Annotated in this window: 27 protein-coding genes; 13 read left to right on the top strand and 14 right to left on the bottom strand. The window is 70.9% G+C overall.

What is annotated here, in order from left to right; genetic code table 11:
• Window positions 1-23 precede the first annotated feature (23 nt).
• Window positions 24-731: a peptidoglycan editing factor PgeF gene (pgeF, locus tag AB0I79_RS08225; protein ID WP_357868687.1), complete on the top strand. Its 708-nt coding sequence runs from the start codon at window positions 24-26 to the stop codon at window positions 729-731.
• Here pgeF and AB0I79_RS08230 read toward each other — a convergent pair.
• The 3 genes from AB0I79_RS08230 to AB0I79_RS08240 are packed head-to-tail and all read right to left on the bottom strand — an operon-like array spanning window position 728 to window position 2,984.
• The gene (locus AB0I79_RS08230; RefSeq protein WP_357868690.1) at window positions 728-1,069 is read right to left on the bottom strand and encodes a hypothetical protein; all 342 of its coding nucleotides are present in this window, start codon (window positions 1,067-1,069) and stop codon (window positions 728-730) included. The two genes, pgeF and AB0I79_RS08230, sit on opposite strands and share 4 nt — an antisense overlap.
• 26 nt (window positions 1,070-1,095) lie before the next feature.
• The gene (locus AB0I79_RS08235) at window positions 1,096-2,247 is read right to left on the bottom strand and encodes an ATP-dependent DNA ligase (RefSeq protein WP_357868693.1); all 1,152 of its coding nucleotides are present in this window, start codon (window positions 2,245-2,247) and stop codon (window positions 1,096-1,098) included.
• Window positions 2,244-2,984, bottom strand: coding sequence for a pyrimidine reductase family protein (locus tag AB0I79_RS08240; RefSeq protein ID WP_357868696.1), 741 nt, complete (start codon window positions 2,982-2,984; stop codon window positions 2,244-2,246). Before AB0I79_RS08240 ends, AB0I79_RS08235 begins: the two co-directional genes overlap by 4 nt.
• Window positions 2,985-3,124: 140 nt before the next feature.
• Between AB0I79_RS08240 and AB0I79_RS08245 the strand changes: the two genes are divergently transcribed.
• Window positions 3,125-3,520, top strand: a complete 396-nt coding sequence (locus AB0I79_RS08245) for a hypothetical protein (RefSeq protein WP_357868699.1) — start codon at window positions 3,125-3,127, stop codon at window positions 3,518-3,520.
• 7 nt (window positions 3,521-3,527) lie between these two features.
• Here AB0I79_RS08245 and glgX read toward each other — a convergent pair whose 3' ends face one another.
• Window positions 3,528-5,654 (bottom strand): glycogen debranching protein GlgX, encoded by a 2,127-nt coding sequence (glgX, locus tag AB0I79_RS08250; protein ID WP_357868702.1) that lies wholly within the window; start codon window positions 5,652-5,654, stop codon window positions 3,528-3,530.
• Between the two features lie 76 nt (window positions 5,655-5,730).
• Entirely contained in the window at window positions 5,731-6,156 is a 426-nt protein-coding gene (locus tag AB0I79_RS08255; protein WP_185102645.1) for an OsmC family protein, read from the bottom strand.
• A gap of 151 nt (window positions 6,157-6,307) precedes the next feature.
• Between AB0I79_RS08255 and AB0I79_RS08260 the strand changes: the two genes are divergently transcribed.
• The 4 genes from AB0I79_RS08260 (at window position 6,308) to AB0I79_RS08275 (ending at window position 9,199) form a co-directional block, all read left to right on the top strand.
• A complete protein-coding gene (locus AB0I79_RS08260) occupies window positions 6,308-6,865 on the top strand; it encodes a sigma-70 family RNA polymerase sigma factor (RefSeq protein ID WP_357868705.1) in 558 nt (185 codons plus the stop codon).
• A gap of 58 nt (window positions 6,866-6,923) precedes the next feature.
• On the top strand, window positions 6,924-7,814 hold the full coding sequence (locus AB0I79_RS08265) for a maleylpyruvate isomerase family mycothiol-dependent enzyme (RefSeq protein ID WP_357868708.1): 891 nt from the start codon (window positions 6,924-6,926) through the stop codon (window positions 7,812-7,814).
• Between the two features lie 252 nt (window positions 7,815-8,066).
• Window positions 8,067-8,498, top strand: a complete 432-nt coding sequence (locus tag AB0I79_RS08270; RefSeq protein WP_357868711.1) for a hypothetical protein — start codon at window positions 8,067-8,069, stop codon at window positions 8,496-8,498.
• Window positions 8,499-8,623: 125 nt separating this feature from the next.
• Window positions 8,624-9,199 carry an HD domain-containing protein gene (locus tag AB0I79_RS08275; RefSeq protein ID WP_357868714.1) on the top strand — a complete coding sequence of 192 codons (576 nt, stop codon included), beginning with the start codon at window positions 8,624-8,626 and terminating at the stop codon, window positions 9,197-9,199.
• Window positions 9,200-9,203: 4 nt separating this feature from the next.
• Here the strand turns inward: AB0I79_RS08275 and AB0I79_RS08280 are convergent, their stop codons facing one another.
• On the bottom strand, window positions 9,204-10,568 hold the full coding sequence (locus tag AB0I79_RS08280; protein ID WP_357868717.1) for an ankyrin repeat domain-containing protein: 1,365 nt from the start codon (window positions 10,566-10,568) through the stop codon (window positions 9,204-9,206).
• A gap of 186 nt (window positions 10,569-10,754) precedes the next feature.
• Between AB0I79_RS08280 and AB0I79_RS08285 the strand changes: the two genes are divergently transcribed.
• On the top strand, window positions 10,755-11,474 hold the full coding sequence (locus AB0I79_RS08285; protein ID WP_357868720.1) for a DUF1707 domain-containing protein: 720 nt from the start codon (window positions 10,755-10,757) through the stop codon (window positions 11,472-11,474).
• 45 nt (window positions 11,475-11,519) lie between these two features.
• Here AB0I79_RS08285 and AB0I79_RS08290 read toward each other — a convergent pair whose 3' ends face one another.
• The 5 genes from AB0I79_RS08290 to AB0I79_RS08310 form a co-directional block, all read right to left on the bottom strand.
• The gene (locus tag AB0I79_RS08290) at window positions 11,520-12,296 is read right to left on the bottom strand and encodes a sirohydrochlorin chelatase (protein ID WP_357868722.1); all 777 of its coding nucleotides are present in this window, start codon (window positions 12,294-12,296) and stop codon (window positions 11,520-11,522) included.
• The gene (locus AB0I79_RS08295) at window positions 12,278-13,006 is read right to left on the bottom strand and encodes a phosphoadenylyl-sulfate reductase (RefSeq protein ID WP_357868725.1); all 729 of its coding nucleotides are present in this window, start codon (window positions 13,004-13,006) and stop codon (window positions 12,278-12,280) included. The genes AB0I79_RS08290 and AB0I79_RS08295 overlap by 19 nt, the downstream gene beginning before the upstream one ends.
• 136 nt (window positions 13,007-13,142) lie before the next feature.
• Window positions 13,143-14,831, bottom strand: a complete 1,689-nt coding sequence (locus AB0I79_RS08300) for a nitrite/sulfite reductase (RefSeq protein WP_357868728.1) — start codon at window positions 14,829-14,831, stop codon at window positions 13,143-13,145.
• Window positions 14,832-14,943: 112 nt separating this feature from the next.
• Window positions 14,944-15,027: a putative leader peptide gene (locus AB0I79_RS08305; RefSeq protein ID WP_311132608.1), complete on the bottom strand. Its 84-nt coding sequence runs from the start codon at window positions 15,025-15,027 to the stop codon at window positions 14,944-14,946.
• A gap of 79 nt (window positions 15,028-15,106) precedes the next feature.
• Window positions 15,107-15,232: a hypothetical protein gene (locus AB0I79_RS08310; RefSeq protein ID WP_357868731.1), complete on the bottom strand. Its 126-nt coding sequence runs from the start codon at window positions 15,230-15,232 to the stop codon at window positions 15,107-15,109.
• A gap of 57 nt (window positions 15,233-15,289) precedes the next feature.
• Between AB0I79_RS08310 and AB0I79_RS08315 the strand changes: the two genes are divergently transcribed.
• The 5 genes from AB0I79_RS08315 to glyA all read left to right on the top strand — a co-directional run bounded on the left by AB0I79_RS08315 (window position 15,290) and on the right by glyA (window position 20,352).
• A complete protein-coding gene (locus AB0I79_RS08315; protein WP_357869667.1) occupies window positions 15,290-16,075 on the top strand; it encodes a TIGR03084 family metal-binding protein in 786 nt (261 codons plus the stop codon).
• 33 nt (window positions 16,076-16,108) lie between these two features.
• Window positions 16,109-16,483 carry a YccF domain-containing protein gene (locus tag AB0I79_RS08320; RefSeq protein WP_357868734.1) on the top strand — a complete coding sequence of 125 codons (375 nt, stop codon included), beginning with the start codon at window positions 16,109-16,111 and terminating at the stop codon, window positions 16,481-16,483.
• 58 nt (window positions 16,484-16,541) lie between these two features.
• Window positions 16,542-17,474, top strand: a complete 933-nt coding sequence (locus AB0I79_RS08325; RefSeq protein WP_357868736.1) for a YihY/virulence factor BrkB family protein — start codon at window positions 16,542-16,544, stop codon at window positions 17,472-17,474.
• Entirely contained in the window at window positions 17,381-18,880 is a 1,500-nt protein-coding gene (locus tag AB0I79_RS08330; RefSeq protein ID WP_357868738.1) for a serine/threonine-protein kinase, read from the top strand. The genes AB0I79_RS08325 and AB0I79_RS08330 overlap by 94 nt, the downstream gene beginning before the upstream one ends.
• Before the next feature lie 221 nt (window positions 18,881-19,101).
• Window positions 19,102-20,352, top strand: coding sequence for a serine hydroxymethyltransferase (gene glyA, locus AB0I79_RS08335; RefSeq protein WP_357868741.1), 1,251 nt, complete (start codon window positions 19,102-19,104; stop codon window positions 20,350-20,352).
• A gap of 128 nt (window positions 20,353-20,480) precedes the next feature.
• Here the strand turns inward: glyA and AB0I79_RS08340 are convergent, their stop codons facing one another.
• The 3 genes from AB0I79_RS08340 to AB0I79_RS08350 all read right to left on the bottom strand — a co-directional run bounded on the left by AB0I79_RS08340 (window position 20,481) and on the right by AB0I79_RS08350 (window position 22,359).
• Window positions 20,481-20,678, bottom strand: coding sequence for a hypothetical protein (locus AB0I79_RS08340; protein ID WP_357868743.1), 198 nt, complete (start codon window positions 20,676-20,678; stop codon window positions 20,481-20,483).
• Window positions 20,679-21,082: 404 nt separating this feature from the next.
• On the bottom strand, window positions 21,083-21,814 hold the full coding sequence (locus AB0I79_RS08345; RefSeq protein ID WP_357868746.1) for a zf-HC2 domain-containing protein: 732 nt from the start codon (window positions 21,812-21,814) through the stop codon (window positions 21,083-21,085).
• Entirely contained in the window at window positions 21,811-22,359 is a 549-nt protein-coding gene (locus AB0I79_RS08350) for a sigma-70 family RNA polymerase sigma factor (RefSeq protein WP_357868748.1), read from the bottom strand. The genes AB0I79_RS08345 and AB0I79_RS08350 overlap by 4 nt, the downstream gene beginning before the upstream one ends.
• Before the next feature lie 294 nt (window positions 22,360-22,653).
• Here AB0I79_RS08350 and rsgA point away from each other — a divergent pair, with 294 nt between their 5' ends.
• Window positions 22,654-23,751 (top strand): ribosome small subunit-dependent GTPase A, encoded by a 1,098-nt coding sequence (rsgA, locus tag AB0I79_RS08355; protein WP_357868750.1) that lies wholly within the window; start codon window positions 22,654-22,656, stop codon window positions 23,749-23,751.
• The last annotated feature ends 11 nt before the right edge of the window (window positions 23,752-23,762 follow it).

Here is a 23,762-nt window from a genome sequence, read left to right on the forward strand (position 1 = left end):
TCAGTGGTTCTAGGATCGGGGTCATGGAGCTCGCCCCCGGTGTCCACGTCGCCGTCACCGACCGCCACGGCGGCGTCAGCGCCCCGCCCTACGGCTCGCGCAACCTCGGCGGCCTGGTCGGCGACGACCCGGCGAACGTGCGCGCCAACCGCGACGGCGTCAGGGACGAGCTGGGCGTGCGGGCCGTGGTGTTCATGCGGCAGGTGCACGGCGCCGACGTCGCGTACGTGAGCGAGCCCTTCGGCGACGACCCGCCCCCGCTCGACGGCGTGTTCACCACCGAGCCGCGCCTGGCGCTGGCCTCGCTCGGGGCCGACTGCCCCGCGGTGCTGGTGGCCGACCCGGTGGCCCGCATGGTGGGCGCGGCGCACTCCGGCCGCCCCGGCACCGAGGCGGGCATCGCCACGACGCTGGTGGAGGCCATGGCGGCCAAGGGCGCCGAGCCGGGCAGGATGGTCGCGCTGATCGGCCCCGGCGCGTGCGGCCGCTGCTACGAGGTGCCCGCCGACCTGCGCGAGCGGGTGGCGGCCAGGGTGCCCGCGACGTGGTCCACGACGTCCTGGCAGACGCCCGCGCTCGACCTGCGGGCCGGGATCGAGGCCCAGCTACGGGCCGCGGGCCTGGCCGACGTGCGCCACGACGCGCGCTGCACGATCGAGGCGCAGGAGCTCTACTCCCACCGCAGGGAGCAGCCCGGCGGCCGGTTCGCCGGGCTGATCTGGCTGGTCTAGCCCTTCCCCCGGCTGCTGTTGAAGATCACGTTCACGATGACGATGGCGATCCAGACCGGGATCACGTAGGGCGCCTTGCTGTCGGTGAGGACGAAGGCGAGCGTGGCCCCCGTGCCCAGCACCAGCGAGACGATGGCCAGGGCGAGCCGCTGCCCGTCGGCCACGGTCTGGTTGACCGGCCCGGCCTTGGGCGCGGCCGTGGCGAGCCGCTCGTCGACCCGCCGGTCGATCTCCTGGCCCATCTTGTCGAGGAACGAGTCCACGACCTCGTTCTCGTACTCGGGCCCCAGATCCCGCCGCGCGGACACGGCGGCCCGTAACTCATCCCCTGTATTCATATGTCGAGATATAACGGGATTCGGTGCTAGCGGGCAAGGATGTCATCGAGGTTGTAACTAACCGGACGCTCCAACTGCTCATACGTGCACGATTCGGGCGTACGGTCGGGCCGCCACCGCCGGAACTGCGCCGTGTGCCGGAACCGGTCGCCCTCCATCTGGTCGTATGCCACCTCGATCACCAGCTCCGGCCGCAGCGGGATGAACGACAGGTCCTTCTTGGCGTTCCACCGCGACACCGCGCCCGGCACCCGCTGCCCGCCCGTGGCCGGCCCGGCGGCCGGCTGGCCCAGGTTGGCCTGCGCCTGCTCCGCCCAGTGGCCCCAGGGGTGCTCGCTCAGCTCCGCGAGGTACGGCTTGATCTCCTCGACCAGCTCGGCCCTGCGCTTCATCGGGAACGAGGCCGCCACGCCCACGTGGTGCAGCCGCCCGTCGTCGCCGTACAGGCCGAGCAGCAGCGACCCCACGATCGGCCCCGTCTTGTGCTCGCGGTAGCCGCAGATCACCACGTCGGCGGTGCGCTCGTGCTTGACCTTGAACATCGTGCGCTTGTCCGGGACGTACGGCTGGTCGCCCGGCTTGACGATGATGCCGTCGAGCCCGGCCCCCTCGAACGTCTCGAACCATTCGAGGGCCTGCTCGTAGGCGGTCGTGACGGGCGTCAGCCGCACCGAGCCGGCCTTCTCGCCGAACAACCCCTCCAGCCGCGCCCGCCGCTCGGAGAACGGCGTCTCCATCAGCGACTCGTCGCCCAGCGCCAGCAGGTCGAACGCGATGAACTGCGCCGGCGTGCGCTCCGACAACATCGTCACCCGCGACTTGGCCGGATGGATGCGCTGCTGCAGGGCGTCGAAGTCGAGCTGCGTGCCCACCGGCAGCACGATCTCGCCGTCCATCACCACCTTGTCGGGCAGCTCGGCCCTGACCGCCTCGACCAGCTCGGGGAAGTAGCGGGTGAACGGCCGCTCGTTGCGGCTGCCCAGGTAGACCTCGTCGCCGTCGCGGAAGATGATGCAGCGGAACCCGTCCCACTTCGGCTCGTAGAGCAGGGTGCCGTCCTGCTTGGGCATGGCCTTGACCGGCTTGGCCAGCATCGGCGCCACCGGCGGCCGTACCGGCAGGTTGGGCACCGGCTCCGGCTCCTCGGCCACCTCCGGTGCGGTCGGCTCATCGGTCATGGCTGCGCTCCCTCGTCCCCGTGGGTGGCCCTCGCGTACTTGCAGAAGAGGACGCCATCCTCCTCCAGCACCTGGTTGAGATCCAGTGTGACCTGCGCGGGCTCGCCGTTCTGGATGCGCGCCGCACCGCCGCCGACCAGCAGCGGGCTGATCGACAGGCACAGCTCGTCGACCAGGTCGCAGGCCGAGAGCTGGGCGTTGATCCGGGGCCCGCCCTCGCACAGCACCCTGGTCAGGCCGCGCTGGTGCAGCGCGGCCACGGCCTGCCGCATGTCGACGCTCTCCTCGCCGGCCACGATCAGGTCGGCGAGCTTGGCCGCCTCCTTGCGCCGCTCGTGCGGCGCGGCCTCGCAGGTGATCACGATCGTCCTGCTGGGGGCGTCGCAGAACAGCTCGCCGTCGAGATCGAGCGCGAGGCTGCGGGTGATCACGGCGATGGGCGGCACCTCGGGCCGCCCCTGCCTGATCTCCGCCCACGTGTCGCGCGGCGGGACGGGGCCGTACCCCTCCTTGCGCACGGTCGAGGCGCCCGCGACGACCACGTCGGCCAGCCCGCGCAGGGTCTGGAAGATCCGCTTGTCGCCCTTGCTCGACAGCGGGCCCGACCGCCCCTTCAGCCAGGCGGCGCCGTCGGCGCTGGCGACCATGTTGAGCCGCAGCCATGGCCGGTCGTCGGGGTAGGCGTAGGCCTGCACGATATCCGGGTTGTCCTGTATGTCGGGATAGATGCGCCGCACCCCTCTACCTTGGCACACGCCACCGACATCCGATCGGCCAGGGGTTTTGCGGACGGATACCGCTTTTCCCGTATCGGCGGACGTACCGGCAATTCTCCGCTTAACGTAACGAGAGGGATGGGGATCGAGGGAGGCGCGCTGTGGGCCTGCTCACCGCCGCGGCATGGACGGTCGCCGCGCTCGCCGGGGTTCACCTGCTCTCCTTGTGGCTGGCGGGCGGCGGCCTGCGCCGCGCCAAGGTCACCCGCTTCCCCGCCGCCCTCGTCTTCGCCCACCCGGCGCTGGCGGTGTCGGCGCTGGCCTGCTACGCCGCCGGCCTCGCCACGGGCAGCCGCGCGCTCGCCTGGGCGGCCTTCGCGGGCCTGGCGGCGGCCGCCCTGCTCGGCTTCGCGATGTCCACCCGCTGGCTCGGCGCCGGCCGCCACCGGATGGCGGGCCGCGGCTTCCCCGCCCTCGCCGTGACGCTGCACGGCCTGGCCGGGGTGACGGCGTTCACGCTGGTCTTCCTCACGGCCAGCGCGGCCCGCGTCTTCTGAACCGCCCCTACGACTTGCCGCTCCTGGGCCGGCGCAGCACCTGCAGCGAGCGCGCCGTGACGGCCACCAGGTCGCCCGCCTGCCACCCGTCGTCCGCGAACCCCTCCTCCACCACGTCATGCGTGGTGTCCAGCACGGGCAGCCAGCGCGTGCCGAACTCCTCGCCCGGCAGCGTGAACGGCAGGCTCTCGTGGTGCGCGTTGATCAGCAGCAGGAACGAGTCGTCCGCGATCCGCTCGCCGCGCGGCCCCATCTCCGTGATCGCCTCGCCGTTCAGGTAGACCATCAGCGACTTGGCGTAGCTGATGTGCCAGTCGCCGGCCGTCATCTCCCGCCCGCCGGGCGTCAGCCAGACCAGGTCGCGGGCCCCGTTGTCGGGATGGCGCCCGTGGAAGAAGCGCCGCCGCTGGAAGACCGGGTGCTCGCGGCGCAGCTTCGCCAGCGCCCGCACGAACTCCAGCAGCTCCGACTCGGCGTTCACCAGCGACCAGTCGACCCAGGCCAGCTCGTTGTCCTGGCAGTAGGCGTTGTTGTTGCCGCGCTGCGTGCGCCCGATCTCGTCGCCGTGGGAGAGCATCGGCACCCCCTGCGACAGGAACAGCGTGGCCAGGAAGTTGCGGCGCTGGCGGCGGCGGAGCGTGACGATCTGCGGATCCTCGACCGGGCCCTCCGCGCCGCAGTTCCAGGAGCGGTTGTCGTTGGTGCCGTCGCGGTTGTCCTCGCCGTTGGCCTCGTTGTGCTTGTGGTCGTACGAGACCAGGTCGTTCAGCGTGAACCCGTCGTGGCAGGTGACGAAGTTGATCGAGGCGACGGGGCGGCGGCCGGAGGACTCGTACAGGTCGGCGGAGCCGGTCAGGCGGGAGGCGAACTCGGGCAGCGCGGAGTGCGTGCCCCGCCAGAAGTCGCGGACGATGTCGCGGTACTTGCCGTTCCACTCCGTCCACAACGGCGGGAAGTTGCCCACCTGGTAACCGCCGGGGCCCACGTCCCACGGCTCGGCGATCAGCTTGACCTGCGAGATCACCGGATCCTGCTGGATCAGGTCGAAGAACGCGCTCAGCCGGTCGACGTCGTGCAGCTCCCTGGCCAGCGCCGAGGCCAGGTCGAAGCGGAACCCGTCGACGTGCATCTCCAGCACCCAGTAACGCAGCGAGTCCATGATGAGCTGCAGGGCGTGCGGCGAGCGCACGTTGAGGGAGTTGCCGCACCCGGTGTAGTCGAGGTAGTAGCGCCGGTCGCCGTCGTGCAGCCGGTAGTAGGCGGCGTTGTCGATCCCCCTGAACCCCAGCGTGGGCCCCATGTGGTCGCCCTCGGCCGTGTGGTTGTAGACCACGTCGAGGATGACCTCGATGCCCGCCTCGTGCAGCGCCCGCACCATGGCCTTGAACTCCAGCACCTGCTGCCCCCTGGTGCCGGCGCTGGAGTAGCGCCCGTGGGGGGCCAGGTAGGCCATGGTGTTGTAGCCCCAGTAGTTCGTCAGCCCCCGCGCGACCAGGAAGTGCTCGGGCACGTAGTGGTGCACCGGCATCAGCTCGACCGCCGTCACCCCGAGCGACAGCAGATGGTCGATGATCGCCGGATGCCCCACCCCGGCGTACGTGCCACGCAGGTCGGGCGGCACGTCGGGGTGGCGCATGGTGAGCCCGCGCACGTGCGCCTCGTAGATCACGGTCTCGTGGTACGGGATGCGCGGCGACCGGTCGTTGCCCCACTCGAAGAACGGGTTGATCACCACGTTCTTCGGCATGTACGGCGCGCTGTCCTCGGTGTTGCGCCGGGTGGGATCGGTGAAGTAGTAGGGGAACAGCGCCTGGTTCCACGTCAGGTCGCCGTCGATGGCCTTGGCGTAGGGGTCGAGCAGCAGCTTGGCCGGGTTGCACCGGTGACCCTGCGACGGCTCGTACGGCCCGTGCACCCGGTAGCCGTACCGCTGCCCCGGCTGGATGCCCGGCAGGTAGCCATGCCAGACGAACCCGTCGACCTCGGGCAGGTCGACGCGTTCCTCGGAGCCGTCATCGTGGAAGAGGCACAGCTCGACCCGCTCGGCGACCTCGGAGAACACCGAAAAGCTGGTGCCAACGCCATCCCAGGTGCCGCCGAGTGGATAGGGCTCGCCCGGCCAGACCTCGCGCATGTGACCCGATTGTCGCACGCGAAAGCGCTCTTGGTCTTCCGATGACCACATCGCCGTTCCCCGCGCGACCAAGGGACTAGAGGAGCTCGGCCTTGAGGCTGATCGTCGTGCCGGCCAGGGCCTTGCTCACCGGGCAGTTGGCCTTGGCCGTCTCGGCCGCCTCCTGGAACTGCTCGGCCGTGATGTTGGGAACGTGCCCCTTCACCGTGAGCACGATGCCCGTGATGCCCTCGCCCGGCTGGAACGTCACGTCGGCGCTGGTCTGCAGCGACTCCGGCGGCGTGCCGGCCCCGGCGAGGCCGTGCGAGAGCGCCATCGAGAAGCACGAGGAGTGGGCGGCGGCGATGAGCTCCTCGGGGGAGGTCTTGCCGTTGGCAGACTCGGCCCTGGACGGCCAGGAGACCTCGAACGTGCCGACACCCGAGGTGTCGAGCGAGACGGTGCCCGAGCCGTCGAGCAGGGCGCCCTTCCACTGGGTAGTGGCGGTGCGGGTGGTGGCCATGGCGATTGCTCCCTCCGTTGTTACCTTTCGACCTTATCGTGGCGCGAAAGAGTCTTGCCCGGCGGTCATCCAGCTCTACATTTGGTGCGAATAGTGACATGCTCGGGTCGCGGCGCACCTACCGCCTTGGTCCGGAATAAACGGGAGTGTGGTGCCAGTGGAGGCACCGTACGACGACCGCCTGCTGCACCAGCGGGTGGTCGGCGGCGATGAGTCCGCGCTGGGGGAGGTCTACGATCGGCTCTCTTCGCTGATCTTCGGTCTCGCCCTGCGGGTCACCAGGGACCGGGTGATCGCCGAGGACATCACGCAGGAGGTCTTCCTGGTCTTCTGGGAGCGGCCACTGGCCTACGACCCGGAACGCGGCACCCTGCGCGCCTGGCTGGCCACGATCGCGCACCGGCGTGCGGTCGACCACGTGCGGGCCGAGGAGCGCAGGCGGGTGTCGGCGCTCGGGCCCAGGCTGTTCGAGCGCGAGCCCACCAGACTCGAGGACACCGTGCTGGCCGCCGACGAGGCCCAGCGGGTGCGCCAGGCGGTGACGTCACTGCCCGACGGCTTACGCGAGGCGGTGGAGCTCGCCTATTTCGGAGGCAGGACCTACCGGCAGGTCGGCGAGGAGCTCGGCGTGCCGGAGGGAACGGCCAAATCGCGCATCCGGCTGGCGCTGCGGCGCCTGGCGGACGCGCTGGCAGAGGAAGAAGTGTGATGGACGCCAGGCCGCCGCACACGGCCGAGGCGTACCCGCATGCTCAGGAAGAGGTGTGATGGACCCCGTCGAGCGTCTTTACCTCGACGCGCTGATGGAGGACCCCGAGGTGCCGGCCCGCTCGCTGCGGCCCCAGCTCCTCGCCGGGGCCCGGGCCCGGCGCCGGCCGGCGGCCCCCACCGCCGCCTGGGTGGAGCCGTACGCCGGCCGCGTGGCCGCCATGGACGCGCTGCTCGCCTCGGCGGTGGACGACGACTGGTCGCGGATCATCGTCGAGGGCTGGACGCTCCAGGAGCTCGTCGCCCACCTGGCCGCCAAGGACGGCCTGCTGGCCGCCTCCGTCGGCGCTCCCGTGCTGGGCCCGCCGATCGGCGCGGCCGACTCGCTGTCCCGTACGAGCGACGTCCAGGCGTACGAGCGGGCCCGCAGCCCCGAGCAGACCCGCAGGGACTGGCGCGCGCAGGCGGACGCCCTCTGCCGTCACCTGGCCGAGCTGCCCCCGACGACCCAGGCCACGCTCGACGGCCTGGAGGCGCCGGTCAACGACCACATCCTGGCCCGCTGCCTGGAGACGTGGATCCACACCTCCGACGCGGCCGAGACGGCCGAGATCCGCCTGCCCGACCCGATCGCGCGGCACATCCACCCCACGGCCGACCTGTGCGCCCGCCTGCTGCCCTTCACGATGCTCTTCGGCGGCGTGGACGGCACGGGCCGCACCCTCCACCTCACGCTGACCGGCGAGGGCGGCGGCGAGTGGCGCGTCGCGCTGGGCGTGGAGGACGCCGGGCCGGGCGAGCCCGACGCGCACATCACGGCGGACGTGAAGAAATTCTGCTTCCTGCTCGGCGGAAGGGGCGATCCCGCCGATTTCCCCGCCGACCTGGAGGGTGATCTCGCCCTCGCCAGGGACGTGCTGGCGACTGCCCCCACCCTTTCGGGCCCGTAATAGCGCAAAAGGGATTGAATACCGCGGCTATTTGCGTTGGGCTTTGACAGGTTATTTCGATCGGTGGAGGTAAAGGCGATTGCGTGCATGGGTACGTCGCCCCTTATCCGAGTGTTCCCAAAAAGGGACGCGGGATTCCGGGTCGAACTACCCAGGACGGAAAGAATGCACGTGAATACCGAAAATCCACATAATCGCCGAGGTCGTCGACGTTTCGCGGCGCTCGCCGTGGCCGGCGCCACCGCGGGCATCATGCTCCTTCCCGCGGGCCAAGGGGTCGCCGGCGCGAGCGCAGGCGCGTCCGCCGTCCCGGCCGGCGCCGGATACGTCACCGGTGAGAAGCCGGCGCTGGGCTGTGGCGACCGCCGGTGCGGCGACGGCTCGTGGGGTCGGCGCTGGTGCGGCGGCCGGCGCTGCCACGGGCACCACCACCGCCGGCACCACGATCACTACTACGAGCACGACCACCACGCCTCGGGCGACCGGCACCACCACGCCGAGCCGGCCCCCCAACTGCCGGTGGAGCCGCCGGTGAAGGACGATCGCAAGCCGGTCAGCGACGACCGGAAGCCGATCGAGGACGACCACGAGCCGATCAAGGACGGCCACGAGGAAGACCCGTACCCGTGGGACTTCGACCCGTGGCTGCCCTTCGGTGACGAGGGCGACGGCGACGAAGGCTGACCCGAGGCCGGGCGTGCGAACCCGCGACGCCCCGCGAGTGCCGTGACCGGCCGGCCGGTCACGGCATTCGCCGCGTGATTTCGGGGCAGGAATCAGACTCTGCGCATGACGAGAAGGGGGTCCTCGTGGCAGGTGACGTGACGGGTCTGGCGGGGTTTCTGTACGAGTTCGGGCTGCTCAAGCGCTACAAACGAACCGGCTGGCTGGTCGCGGGCGTCCGCGATCCGGAGAGCATCGCCGAGCACTCCTTCCGCGCGGCGGTCATCGCGGCCGTGATCGCGGGTCTGGAGGGCGGCAATCCGGAGCGGGCCGCGTTCATGAGCCTCTTCCACGACACGCAGGAGACGCGCGTCACCGACATCCCGTACATCGGCAAGCGTTACCTCACGGCCGCCTCCAACGAGGACGTCACCGCCGACCAGGTCCGCGGCCTGCCGGCGGAGGTGGCCTCCATCGTCAGCGACGCCGTGGCCGAGTACGAGGAGAAGGCCACCCTCGAAGCCGTCTGCGCCCGCGACGCCGACAAGCTGGAGTGCCTCATCCAGGCCGTCGAGTATCGCGAGCAGGGCCACCAGAACGTCCAGGGGTGGATCGACAGCTCGCTGGCTGCGATCACCACCGAGTCGGGCAAGCGCCTGGCCGAGGAGGCCCTGAGCACGGGGACGCTCGACTGGGTGACCCGCGTGCTCAACGGCGACTGAGCCCTCAGGCTCCGGCGGCGGGCCGGGTGACCAGCTCCCTGGCGTACTCGTCGTCGCTCTCCGCCAGCACCCGCGAGATGCCCTGCGCGGCCCGCTCGTCCCCGCGGTCGGCCAGGCCGCGGGTGGCCTCGGCCACCGTACGCAGGTCGGAGTCGGACAGCCGGGCCGCCAGGGCCTCCCTGATCCGCGGCGTGTCGGCGGCCAGCCCGGCGAGCCCGGAGGTGGCCCAGTCGCGGATCTCCGAGTCCTCGTCCTCGGTCATGGAGATCAGCAGGGCCAGCCCCTCCTCGTGGTCCGGCGGGAGCACGTCGGCCAGCGCGATCGGGTCCGTCATCGTGCGCTTGTGATCGGGACGCCCGAGGATGTCCAGCACGTTCGGCAGCGCCCGCGGGTCGCCCTGGTGCCCGAGCGCCGCCAGCACCGAGCGCAGCACCTGCGGGTTGCCTTCGGTGGTGACCATCTTCTGCAGCAGCGGCAGGGTCCGCTCCAGGTACGGCTTCTCCCCGTCGGCGAACCCGAACTGCGCGATCGCGTCCACGCCGAACTCCCGCTCCCTGGCGTCCTCGCTCACGCACAATCGGGCCAGCGCCTCGTACGTCTCCTCGTCGGCCCGCTTGCCCAGCGAGTCGGCCACGATCCACCAGGTCTCGGCGTCCTCGTCGACGTCGCGGTGCGCCAGGGCCCTGGCCACGAGCTGCTCGACCGGCGTGTAGACGCCCGCCGCGTCCTCCAGCAGGGTCGCGACGGCGGCGTGGCCGCGCTGGGCCTGCACCTGCTCGCTCTGCTCGCCGTCGGGGGAGCGGCCGGCCACGGTGATCAGCTCGGTGCCGTCCTTGGCGTACTGGCGGGCCACGACGTACTCCCAGCCCTCCTGCTCGATCTGCTCCAGCAGCGCGCTCTCCAGGTGCACGCCCGCCCAGCCGAGCGCGACCTCGAGCGGGGTGTCGCCGTCGCCGTCGTACCTCTCGTGGTCGGCGCCCGCCTCCAGCAGCACCTGCACCACGCCGGGGGCGCCGCGGCTGGCGGCGAGCGTGAGCGTGGTGTCGCCGACCTCGTTGGTGGCGTTCACGTCGGCGCCGGCCTCGATGAGCAGCGTGGCGGCGTCGGCGTGGCCGTTGGCGGCGGCCCACAGCAGGGCCGTCCAGCCGCCGTCCTCCCTGGCGTTGACATCGGCGCCGGCGGACAGCAGCGCCGTGATCACCTCGGTGCGGTCACGCGAGGCCGCCGCGCACAGGGCCAGCCCGCCCTCCGCCCCGCCGTCTTCCTGTCCCTCGCTGGGCGTGTTGGGGTCGAGGCCGCCCGCGAGCAGCTTGCCCACGGTCTCGATGTCGCCGATCAACGCCGCGCGGTAGAGCTGTTCTGCATGCATGACAAGGGACCCTAGCCTGGTCCGGCCGCGCCCCGGACCAAGGCCGGGGCCCCGTGTCATGGCGTGGTACGCGCCCCGCCCACGGACCGGTTCAGATCTCATCCCGAATATGCATGTTTCGATGGATAACTGGATTCCTCCGCAAGGAGGAGCTGCACCGGGACGCAAACGCGATATGTTGCGAGTATGACTGATCCCGGTGAGGTCCGCGCATCGGACGCCGAGCGCGAGGCCGTCGTCGAGCAGCTCCGGGTCGCCTCGGTCGAGGGCCGGTTGACGCTCGCCGAGCTGACCGACCGCACGGAGGCCGCGTACACCGCGACCACCCATGCCGAGCTGGCCATGCTGACCCAGGACCTGCCCACGGCGGGCGGCTCCGCCCCCGTCGCCGCCGCGGCCCCGGAGCGCAAGAAGCGGCGGTGGTTCGTCGGCGTCATGGGCGACTCCAAGCGCCGCGGCACCTGGCGCATCGATCAGGAGCTCGGCGCCGTCGCCGTGATGGGCGACGTCCTGCTCGACCTGCGCGAGGCGGAGGTGCGTACGGACCGGGTGGAGATCCTGGCCGTCTCCGTGATGGGCGACGTCAAGATCATCGTGCCTGACGGCGTGTACGTGGACCTCGACGGCATGGCGGTCATGGGCGACAAGAAGGTGAACGTCATGCAGGCGCCGCCCGGCATGAACGTGCCCGTGGTGCGCGTGCAGGCGTACGCCGTGATGGGCGACGTCAAGGTGATCGGCGACTCGCAGGTGCAGCCGCTCCAGCGCGGCTTCGCCGCGTGGCGCGAGCACTGGCGGCGGCTGCACGGCGACGACTGGCGCGAGATCGGCCGCCGGATCGCAGCCGAGGAGCGCGAGCTGCGCCGCCAGATCCGCGACGACCGCCGGCTGGGCCGCGGCTACTGACCCGTCACCGGCGCTCCGGACCTCCGGGCGCCCAGGGCGGGGCGCTCAGCCGGCCAGGGTGACCGGCTGGCGCTGAGCGGCCTCGTAACGCTCCACCAGCACGTCCACCAGCTCGGGCGCCGGCCCCAGCACGTCCGCCACGACCGACGCGCCCGCGGCCAGCGTGTCGCGGCGCACCTTGTCGGCGAAGTACCCGGGAGCCAGCAGGTACGGCGCCACGACCACCCGCGGCGCCCCCGCCCGGGCGAGCGAGGCGACCGCCTCGGCCGGCGTGGGGGAGGCGGCGGAGGCGTACGCGGGGGTGACGGTCCACCAGCCGGACCGCCGCCACACCCGCGCCGTCTCCGCGATCACCGCGTTGGCCCGCGCGTCGCTCGACCCGGCCGACACCAGCACCACCGCCGTGTCCGGGTCGCCCGCCGGCACGCCCGCCTCGCCCAGCCGCCGCTCCAGCGCGGTCAGCAGCAGCGGGTGCGGGCCCAGCGTGTGCCCGTAGCGGACACGCAGCCGGGGCTCGCGCGCACGCGCCTCGTTCAGCGCCGCAGGCAGGTCCACCCGGCTGTGGTACGCCTCGGTGAGCAGCAGCGGCAGCACCACGGCCTCGCGCAGGCCGCTGAGGGCCTGGCCGAGGGTCGGGGCGCTGTGGTCCAGGTACGCCACCCGCACGTCCAGCGGCACCCGATCGAGCAACGCGGCCACGGTGGCGGCGGCCCGAGGGTCGCGAGACCCGTGCGCCACCGCCACCAGTGGCACGCGGCCGGGGGCCGCCCCGCCTGCCAACGGGACGGGTCCCCCGCTGGGGATCACAGGTGAATGCCGCATTCGACCTTCCCCAGGCCCGCCCAGCGACCGCTGCGCGGATCCTCCCCCTCCGCGACCTGCCGCGTGCACGGCGCGCAGCCGATCGAGGGGTAGTTGTCGTAGTGCAACGGGTTGATCAGCACCCCGTTGTCGGCGATGTAGTTGTCCACGTCCTCCTGGGTCCAGGAGGCGATCGGGTTGACCTTCACCATCTGCCGCTTGGCGTCCCACTCCACGACCTTGGTGCCGGTCCGGCTGGGCGACTCGTCGCGGCGGATGCCGGAGATCCACGCCAGGTACGGCTCCAGCGCCCGGTTCAGCGGCTCCACCTTGCGCAGGTAGCAGCACAGGTCGGGGTTGCGGCCGAACAGGCGCGGCCCGAGGTCGCGGTCCTGCTCCGCGACCGTCCGCGACGGCTTGATGTCGATCACGTTGACGTCATAGACCTGCCGCACGGCGTCCCGCGTGCCGATGGTCTCGGCGAAGTGGTAGCCGGTGTCGATGAACAACACGTCCACGCCGGGTTTGACCCGGCTGACCAGGTCGATGAGCAGGGCGTCGCTCATCGAGGAGGTCAGGCACAGCCGGTCGCCGAACGTCGCCGCCGCCCATCGGATGATCTCGCGCGCGGGGGCGTCGTCCAGGAACTTCGCGGCGGACTCGACGATGTCCTGCAGGTCGAGGGCGCCGCGTTGCTCTCTCAGACCGACCTCGATGTCGACCAGCGTCATATCTTCACTCCGATTCCAAGGAACTTCAGCTTGAAGGCACGAGCGCAGGCGCGGCAGTACCAGCCGCCATCACCCTCGTAGGGTTCGAGATCCTCTTCGCCGCAGTAGGGGCAGTGGAAGGGAACCGCTCGTGTGGTCATTTCAGGTCGGCCTCGTCTGCTCGCTGGACCCAGTCGGCGAACGACTCGCCTTCCTTCTTCTGGCTGTCGTAGTTGGACACGACGCGCGCCACGTAGTCGGGCAGCGCCTTGGCGGTGGTCTTGAGGCCGCGCACCTTCCTGCCGAAGCCGGCGTTGACGCCGAGCGAGCCGCCCAGGTGGATCTGGAAGCCCTCGACCTGGTCGCCGTTCTCGTCCACGACGAGCTGGCCCTTCAGGCCGATGTCGGCGACCTGGATGCGGGCGCAGGAGTTGGGGCAGCCGTTGAGGTTGATGGTCAGCGGCTCGTCGAAGTCGGGCAGCCGCCGCTCCAGCTCGTCGATCAGGTCCATGGCCGTGGCCTTGGTCTCGACGATGGCGAGCTTGCAGTACTCGATGCCGGTGCAGGCCATCGTCTGGCGGCGGAACGTGGAGGGCTTGACCTGCAGGTCGTTGGCCTCCAGCTCGGCCACGATCGAGTCGACCCGGTCGGGCGCGACGTCGAGGATGACCATCTTCTGCTCGACCGTGGTGCGGACCCGGTCCGAGCCGTGCCGCTCGGCGATGTCGGCGATCAGGTGCAGCTTGTCGCCGTCGACCCGGCCCACCTTGGGCGCGAAGCCGACGTAGAAGTTGCCGTCCTTCTGCGGGAAGACGCCCACGTGGTCGCGCCGGTTGCTGCGCGGCTGCTCGGGGGCGGGCCCGTCGGGCAGCTTCTCCTTGAGGTACTCGGTCTCCAGGATGTCCCTGAACTTCTCCGGCCCCCAGTCGCTGACCAGGAACTTGATGCGCGCCCGGTGCCGCAGCCGCCGGTAGCCGTAGTCGCGGAAGATCCCGACGACGCCCTCGTGCACGTCGGCCGCCTTCTCGGGGCTGACGAACACGCCCAGCCGCTTGCCCAGCATCGGGTTGGTCGACAGGCCGCCGCCCACCCACAGGTCGTAGCCGGCCTCGCCGTGCTCGTTGACCACGCCGACGAACGCCACGTCGTTGATCTCGTGCACGGTGCAGTGCGCCGGGCAGCCGCTCAGCGCCGTCTTGAACTTGCGCGGCAGGTTCGAGTACGCCGGGTTGCCGACGACCCGGTCGTAGATCTCGCTGATCTGTGGGGTGGCGTCGAGCACCTCGTCGACGTCGATCCCGGCCAGCGGACAGCCCATGATCACACGCGGGGTGTCGCCGCACGCCTCGGTGGTCGACAGCCCCACGGCCTCCAGGCGCTCCCAGATGTCGGGCACCGACTCGATCTCCACCCAGTGGAGCTGGATGTTCTGGCGGTCGGTGATGTCGGCCGTGCCGCGGGCGTAGTTGTTGGAGATGTCGGCGATCGCACGGAGCTGGGCCAGGTCGAGCTGGCCGCCGTCGATGCGCACCCGCAGCATGAAGTAGCGGTCGTCGAGCTCCTCCGGTTCGAGCACCGCCGTCTTGCCACCGTCGATCCCCGGCTTGCGCTGGGTGTAGAGGCCGTACCACCGCATGCGGCCACGCAGGTCGGCCGGGTCGATCGAGTCGAAGCCCCGCTTGGAGTAGATGTCGATGATGCGCTGGCGGACGTTGAGACCGTCGTCGTTCTTCTTGTTCTCTTCGTTCTTGTTGAGCGGCTCACGGTAACCGAGAGCCCACTGGCCTTCGCCGCGCGGGCGCTTGTGGTGCCGGCTGGCAGGAGTGCGGCTGGCAGGGGTGCTCATTGCGCGTCCTTAAGATCATGGGCGCGCGCAACGTTCCTCCTGCCTTCATCGTCGAAGGGCAGGGCTGGAGAGGATGGAGTGCGACGCGCTCAGCGGTAGAAATCGACGTGGGTTAGCGGGCGTCGCAACAGATGGCACTGCGGACACGCTGAAGGTCGACGTGTCGTCGACCGACGAGCATGGGGTCCGCTGGCATGGTTCGAGAGTACTCTGGCTGTCCGAGATGTCCAAGACCGGGTCCAGAGTGTGGGATAGTGGCCCCCTCTGCCTGGCCTTCAGCCCTGACGCGGCCAGTCGAGCTCCGACTCCTCCGGCCGCGCCTGCTCCTTGTGCTGGCAGTCGCACCACGAGCCGCCGCGGCAGTCCTCGTGGCGTTTGTCCTTGCAGCTCTCGCAGATCACGTTACGACATTATTCTCCCAGAACGCGGCTCCGGTTAGGCTGGCGCGCGTGGACCTCATGGCCGAGTTGCTCGCCGACCTGCGCGCCGAGACCGCGTCCTTCGAAGCGCTGCTGCACCCCTTGCGGGACGGCGACTGGGAGCGGCCCACGCCGGCCGAGGGGTGGGCGGTCCGCGACCAGGTGAGCCACCTGGCGTGGTTCGACGACGCCGCCGTCCTGGCCGCCACCGACCCCGGCGGCTTCCGCGCCTCGCTGGCGCGTTTCACGTCCGTGGACGACATCGCGGCCGAGGCGCGGGGGAAGGCGCCGGAGGAGCTGCTCGCCTGGTTCCGCGCCTCCCGCGCCCGCAGCCAGGAGGTGTTCGCCACGCTCGGCGCCCGCGACCGGCTGCCGTGGTTCGGGCCGGACATGTCGGCCGCCTCGTTCGTCACCGCGCGGCTGATGGAGACGTGGGCGCACGGCCAGGACGTGGCCGACGCGCTCGGCGTCACCAGGGAGCCGACGGCGCGGCTGCGGCACGTGGCCATGATGGGGTTCAGGGCCCGCCCCTACAGCTTCGCCGTCCGCGGCCTGCCCGCCCCCGGCGAGCCCGTACGCGTGGAGCTGGCCATGCCGGACGGCGGAGCCTGGACGGCCGGCCCTCCGGACGCCCCGTCGCTCGTCCGCGGCACCGTCCTGGACTTCTGCCTGGTCGTCACCCAGCGCATCCACCTGTCGGACACCGGCCTGGAACCGGTGGGCGAGCCCGCGCGGGCCTGGATGGAGATCGCGCAGTGTTTCGCGGGTCCACCCGGAAAGGGACGCAGCCCCAAGTCGGGGGTGAATCAGGGTCATTCCGGATGACGCTCGCGTCATGATCCGTGACATGCTGTGAGCATGCGCACAATCCTGAACGTCATCTGGCTGGTGTTCGCGGGGATCTGGCTGGCGATGGGCTACGCGCTGGCGGGGGTCATCTGCTGCATCCTCATCGTCACGATCCCGTTCGGCATCGCCTCGTTCAGAATCGCCAAGTACGCGCTGTGGCCCTTCGGCCGCACCGTGGTCCGCGACCCCGACGCCGGCGTCTTCTCCCTCCTGGGCAACATCATCTGGTTCGTGGTCGCCGGCATCTGGCTGGCCATCGGCCACGTCGTCACCTCGATCCCGCTGTTCATCTCGATCATCGGCATCCCGATGGGCGTGGCGAACATCAAACTCATCCCCGTCTCCCTCCTTCCGCTGGGCGCGCGCATCGTGGACAACGACTAGGGGTGGCGCCGGGACGTAAGCTGTCCCGAAGAGTCACTGCGACATACCGTTGGGTGCCATGACGTCCACCGATGCGCCTCCCCGGCCCAAGCGCGGGCTCGTCTCCCATGCCCGGGCCAGGCTGAACTGGGTGCTGGACACCAACACGTGGGCGATCGTGCGCGCCGCCACCAACGCCGGCGTCACCTACCGCGTCACCGGCCTGGCCGGGGAGGCGGCGTTCTTCGCGCTGCTGTCGCTGCCGCCTTTCGTGCTGGGCCTGATCGGCGTGCTGGGCAAGCTCGGCACCTGGCTGGGCCCCACCGTCGTCACCCAGGTGAAGACCTGGGTGATCGAGCAGGCGGGGCTGCTGTTCACCGACGACGCGGTGAACAAGGTGATCAACCCGCTCATCACCGACGTGCTCAGCGACGACGCCGGCAAGGTGTCGATCATCTCGCTGGGCTTCCTGCTGTCGCTCTGGTCCGGCTCCAGGGCGCTGTACGTGTACGTCGACCTCATCTCCGTCGCCTACGGGCTCGGCGAGGAGCGCGGCATCATCCGCACCCGGCTGATGTCGTTCGGCCTCTACGTCATCGGCCTGATCATCGGCATCATCGTCATGCCGATCCTCGTCGTCGGCCCGACCCTGATCAAGGACGCGCTGCCCGCCGACTACGGCATCCTCATCGACCTGCTCTACTGGCCCGTCGTGATCATCGGCTCGGTGCTCTTCCTCACCGTGCTCTACCACGTCAGCGTCCCGGTGCGCACCAAGTGGTACCGCGAGCTGCCCGGGGCCATCCTGGCGCTGTTCCTGTGGATCGTCTGCGCGGCCGTGCTGCGTGCCGTGCTGGCCGCCTGGTTCTCGCCCGTCTCGGTGTACGGCTCGCTGGCCGCGCCGATCGCGCTGCTGCTGTGGCTCTACATCACGGCGCTGGCCGTGCTCATCGGGGCCATCCTGAACGCCGAGGTGGACCGGCTCTGGCCGGGCGTGAGCCGTACCAGATAGCCATTCCCCAGCCGGATCATGTCCGGAATAATCCCACCGGTGAACGTGCAGCAGCGGGTCGGGCCGTACACCCTCCTCAAGAAGCTGGGGAGGGCGGGATGGGGGTCGTCCATCTCGCGGAGGACCCGGCGGGGCGGCGCGTGGCGCTGAAGACCATGCGTCCCGACCTGGCCGGGCGGGAGGAGTTCAGGCGGCGGTTCGGCAAGGAGACCGAGGCCGCCAGGAGGGTCGCCAGGTTCTGCACCGCGCCCGTGCTGGACGCCGGGTTCGACAACGGCACCGCCTACCTCGTCACCGAGTTCGTCGAGGGCCCCGACCTGTCCTCCGTGGTCGCGCGGGCCCCGCTGACCGGCTCGAACCTGGAGGCGCTGGCCGTCGGCGTGGCCACCGCGCTGGCCGCGATCCACCAGGCGGGGGTCGTGCACCGCGACCTCAAGCCGTCGAACGTGCTGCTCAGCCCCGTCGGGCCACGGGTCATCGACTTCGGCGTCGCCCAGCTCGCCGACACCCCCGGCGGGGTGGCGACGATCGCGACGATGATGGGCACGCCCGCGTACATGTCGCCGGAGCAGGCGAGGGGCGAGCACGTGACGCCCGCGGGCGACATCTTCTCCTGGGGCGCCCTGGTGACGTTCGCGGGCACCGGCAGGCCGCCCTTCGGCACCGGCGGCGTGGCGGAGGTCGTCTACCGCGTCATCAACCACGTGCCCAGGCTCGACGGGCTCGACGAGCGCATCAGGCCGCTGGTCGAGCGGGCGCTGGACAAGGACCCGGCGCGCCGCCCGACCGCCCAGCAGCTCGTGGACGAGCTCCTCGGCCGCGCGGGCGTGCCGGTGGCCGCCGCCACCGCGGCGGTCTCGGAGACCTGGACCCCCGTCGTGCAGCCGTCCGCCCCGCGGCGCGGGATCCCCTGGCCGGCGATCGTCGCCGGCGTGCTCGCCGCCGCCGTCGGGGCGGGCGTCACCCTCGCCGCGATACGCCCCTGGGAGCGGCCCGGCGCCGAGCCGGGCACCCCGGCGGCCGCCAGCACGATCGACGCCCTGGGCAGCCGGCTCGAGGTGCGGATCGACTCGCTGGTGCGGCAGGGCACCAGGGGGCGCCTGCAGTGGACGGTCAAGAACGTCGGCACCGGGAACGCGCCCCTGGCCGGCAAGCTCGGCTCCGACGTCTTCGACTACACCGTCTCGCGCGTGAGCATCGTCCCGCCCGGGGTGGGCAATCCGCTCTACCCGGCCGTCAAGGACGGCGCCTGCCAGTGCTTCACCGTCCCCAACGCCGCGTTCGGCGAGGGCGCGCAGCTCCAGCTCTGGGCCGTCTTCGAGGGGCTGCCAGAAACCGCCGAGAAGGTGGACGTCAACCTGGGACCGCTCGGCTCGATCAGGAACGTGGCCGTCACCGAGGCATGATCCCGGCGTTCCCCCGCCGCCACGACGGCCGGCCCGGACGTGAAGGACGCCGGACACTCCGCGAACCTGCTGATCACGAAGAAATAAGCCCCTGTCGCATCCGATAAGGTTCAGTAACGAGACGCGACTGGCGCATTGGGTGGGATCGACCACCAGGGAGCGAAGGGAGCGGAGGCCGTGCGCCTGGGTCTTCGCACATCGTCAACGATGACAGGAGAGTCATGAGTTCTCTCGCTAGCGTCGACCCGCAGATCGCCGAGCTCATCAAGGCCGAGGAGCGCCGCCAGTCCGACACGGTCAAGCTGATCGCCTCGGAGAACTACGTGTCCAAGGCCGTGCTGGAGGCCACCGGCACCGTCCTGACCAACAAGTACTCCGAGGGCTACGCGGGCAAGCGGTACTACGAGGGCCAGCAGGTCATCGACCAGATCGAGACCCTGGCCATCGAGCGGGCCAAGGCCGTGTTCGGCGTCAACCACGCCAACGTCCAGCCCTACTCCGGCTCGCCCGCCAACCTCGCCGTCTACATGGCGTTCCTGCAGCCCGGTGACACCGTGATGGGCATGGGCCTGCCGTTCGGCGGCCACCTCACGCACGGCTGGTCCGTCTCGGCCACGGGCAAGTGGTTCAACCCGGTCCGCTACGGCGTACGCAAGGACACCGGCCGCATCGACCTCGACGAGGTCCGCCGGCTCGCCCTGGAGCACCGGCCGAAGCTGATCTTCTGCGGCGGCACCGCGATCCCGCGCACGATCGACTTCGAGGGCTTCGCCTCCATCGCCCGAGAGGTCGGCGCCGTGCTGGCCGCCGACATCGCGCACATCGCGGGCCTGGTCGCGGGCGGCGCGCACCCGTCCCCGGTGGGCCACGCCGACGTGATCTCCACGACCACCCACAAGACGCTGCGCGGCCCGCGCGGCGCCATGCTCATGGCCACGGCCGACGAGCACGCCACGGCGCTCAACAAGGCCGTCTTCCCCGGCCTCCAGGGCGGCCCGCACAACCACACCACCGCCGCCATCGCCGTCGCCCTGCACGAGGCCGCCCAGCCGGCCTTCCGCGACTACGCCCACCAGGTGGTGCGCAACGCCAAGGCGCTGGCCGAGGAGCTGTCGTCGCGCGGCTTCGACCTGGTCTCCGGCGGCACCGACAACCACCTGATCCTGCTCGACCTCACGCCCAAGGGCATCGGCGGCAAGCCGGCCGCGCAGGCGCTCGACCGCGCGGGCCTGGAGACCAACTACAACACGGTGCCGTTCGACACCCGCAAGCCGTTCGACCCGTCGGGCATCCGCATCGGCACGCCGTCGGTGACCTCGCGCGGCATGGGCGAGGCCGAGATGCGCCAGATCGGCGCCTGGATGGACGAGGTCGTCACCGCCCTCGCCAAGGGCGACGCGGAGGACGTGATCACCCGCGTCCACCACGAGGTCAGCGAGCTCACCGCCCAGTTCCCCGCCCCCGGTCTGTAGATCTCACCAGAGAAGCACCCCACCGCACGGGCTCCCGGTGCGCGGTGGGGTGCTTCGTGCGAGCGGGGTGGGCCGGAGTACCCCGTCGCGGTGGCAGGTCCCCGCGGGCGCGGTGCCGCCGGTCGTGTTCAGGCGCAGGATCTGGGTGGCGTGGGCGAGCAGGCCGGCGCCACCCCCGCGACGCCGGTGATCGAGGAGCCGCCGGGCCGCAGCCACCACACGGCCCTGCCGTCCGCGTCGCCGCGCTGCTCCTCGTCGTTCCCCGGCACCTCCTGGCCGCCGTCGGACTGGGAGGAGAGCGCGGCCTGGTCGCTGCCGTGCAGCACGCCGCCGAGATCGACCGGCTTGCCCAGCCGGTGGAACTGGCCCCGCAGCGCCCCTCGGAGTGGGCGGCGTCGTGCGGGTTGGCGTAGAAGCCGCCGGGGGTGCCCACCTCGTTCGCGCCGCGCAGGCCCGCCGCGAGACAGACCTCGTCGCCGGACGCGTGCGCGGGCACCGCGGGGGCCGCAAGCACACCTGCCGCTAAACCCCGCAAAAGCGATCTGACGGATAGACATAAATGAAACCTCATAAAAGGCTCGATATTCCGGTCGGTACGGCAGGCAGTACGTGCCGGGAGCCGGAGAGGTTCAATCCGCCAACCCGTAAATCTCCGCATTTCTCCCCTGGGCCGTGCCGGCACGCGAAGATGCCCTCCCACCAGCGGTGAGAGGGCATCCAGCAGAAAGGATCAGGCCTTGATGGTGAGCAGTTTCCTGCCCGCCGACGTGACCACCTCGAAATGATCGATGTCGCGCAACGGCGTGGCGCTGCCGCCGTGCATGTAGAGCGGATCGGGCGACCCCGGCACTCCGTACCCGGCTGGAGGCACGGACCACCCCGTCATCACCCGCCTCTCGCCCGACTTGCCGACCGAGATCAGCTCGCACTCCAGCGGCCCCTTCACCCCCGACAGCTTGAGCGCCGCGTGCGTGCCCCACCCCTTCGACTCCACGACCAGCCCGCCCGTCACGCCTTCCGCGCCCGTGCCCTCGATGGGCCTGCCATCGGCGTAGAACTGCTCGGCCGGGCCCATGTTCGTGCCCATGTGACCGCCGTGCCCCTGCGCCACCTGCGGCGCGTCGCCGGCGCTGAGCTGCGTGCCGATCGTCAGCCCGCCGGCCACCAGCGTGACCGCCGCCGCCATCCCGATCACGAACGTGCCCCTGCGCGTCCGCCTGTCGGCCGCCTTCTTGCGCCGGAGCAGGTCCACCACGTCGCCCTGGGGCTCAAGGGAAGGGGGGTCGAGGTCCTCCACCGGGCCGATCCCGTGCAGCACGCTGGCCACACCCGCCAGGTCGGACAGCTCATACCGGCAGGAGGAGCAGCCGAGGAGATGGGCCTCGAAGGCCAGCCGGTCGTCCTCGTCCAGCAGCCCGAGCGCGTACGCTCCCACGTCCGTGTGCTCGACTCTCGACGTCATGCCTTCACCCCCCTCTCCTCCAGCGCGATGCGCAACGCGCGAACGGCGTAGTAGACCCGGGACTTCACGGTGCCCACGGGGATGCCGAGCGCCTCGGCGGCGTCGTTGACCGACCGGTCCCGCAGGATCGTCTCGTTGAGGATCTCGCGATGTGCCGGCGACAACGCCTTCAGCGCCTCGGACACGACCACCTGGTGCAGCAGTCCCTCCATCTCGTCAGGCACGGGCATGCTCTCCAGCGGCCCGTCACCCGACTCCTGGGGGCGGGCGTCCCTGCGCCGCCGGTCATCGATCACGATACGTCTGGCGACCGTGGCGAGCCAGGGCATCAGCGAGACCGAGTCGGGGTCGAGCTGCTCCGCACTCCGCCAGGCCCGGATCATGGTCTCCTGCACCACGTCTTCCGCCCACTGCCGATCGCCCGCGGTCAGCCGGATCACGAAGGCCAGCAGCGGCCTGTGGTATTCCCGGTAGAGCGCGGACACGACCACCTCGTCGTCCGGGCTTACGCGCCGGATCCAGTGTCGTAGGCGCGGCTTGCCCATCGGGGCGGCTCCCTCGGCCGAGGGCGGGGGATACGTGCTGATTCGCATCATTCCCCTTTCTCAGTCCGTCGAGAGGTGGTACGGGGAGCCGCCCTGGCACGGTTCAACAGATCGCGGAAGATAATGCGATTGCATCGCCGGGGACACCCTGCGTAGAGTCGTTCCAGAAACTGATCGAGGGGGTGAGGACTATGCGGGTCGTCCTGTTCAGCGTGTCCTCAGCTCACCTCCGGGCGCTCATCTGACCAGCCCGTTCTTCTTCTTTCTTCCTTCTCGATCAAAGGTTTCACGACGTTGTCTTACGATCTTTCCCTGCTCGGCTGGACCGACCTTCGCGCCGCCGAGCTGCCTGACGGCACCGTCCCGGCCCGCGTCTCCCGCGTCGACCGTGGCGCCGCCGAGGTGATCACCACCGACGGCCAGCACCAGGCCAGGTACGGCGCCCGCGTACGCCGCGCCTCCGCCGCCGACCCGGTGGCGCTGCCCTGCGTCGGCGACTGGGTCGCGCTCAGGTGGCTGCCCGAGGGCCGCTACGAGCTCGACGAGGTGCTGCCCCGCACGACCGCCTTCGTCCGGGGCGGCGTCAGCCGCGACTCGGTCGGCGGCCTGTCGGGCGACGGCCAGGGCCAGGTGCTCGCGGCCAACGTGGACGTCGTCTTCGTGGCCGAGCCGTCGATGCACGCCACCGACTTCGCCGATCTCGGCCGCATCGAGCGCCTCGTCGCGCTCGCCTGGGAGTCCGGCGGCACGCCCGTCGTGCTCATCACCAAGTCCGACCTGTTCGAGAGCGGCCTGGACGACCTCCTCGCCGACGTCCGCGGCACCGCGCCGGGCGTGGCCGTGCACGCCGTCTCCTCCCTGCAGGGCGACGGGGTCCGGCTCGTCCGCGACCACCTGGAGGGCTCCCGTACGGCCGTCATCCTCGGCCCGTCGGGCGCCGGCAAGTCCACGCTGGTCAACGCCCTGGCCGACGACTCGGTCATGGAGACCCAGCAGGTCCGCGCCGCGGACGGCCGCGGCCGGCACACCACCGTGCACCGGGAGCTGATCCCGCTGCCCGGGGGCGGGCTCGTCATCGACACGCCGGGCATCCGCCGGATCGGCCTCTACGACATGGGAGAGGGCGTCGACCTCGTCTTCTCCGACATCGAGGCCCTCGCCGAGCAGTGCCGCTTCGGCGACTGCGGCCACAACGGCGAGCCGGGGTGCGCGGTCCTCGCCGCCCTGGAACGGGGGGAGCTGCCGGAGCGGCGCCTGGAGAGCTGGCGCAAGCTGCAGCGGGAGGCGGCGTGGATGGCCACCAGGACCGACGCGCGGCTGCGCAAGGAACAGCAGAACAAGTGGAAGCTCATCACCAAGGAGATGCGCCGCTCGGGCCGCAGCCGCCCCTGACCGCTCGGACC

The sequence above is a fragment of the Nonomuraea sp. NPDC050202 genome (assembly GCF_040656115.1).
Classification (GTDB): Bacteria; Actinomycetota; Actinomycetes; order Streptosporangiales; family Streptosporangiaceae; genus Nonomuraea.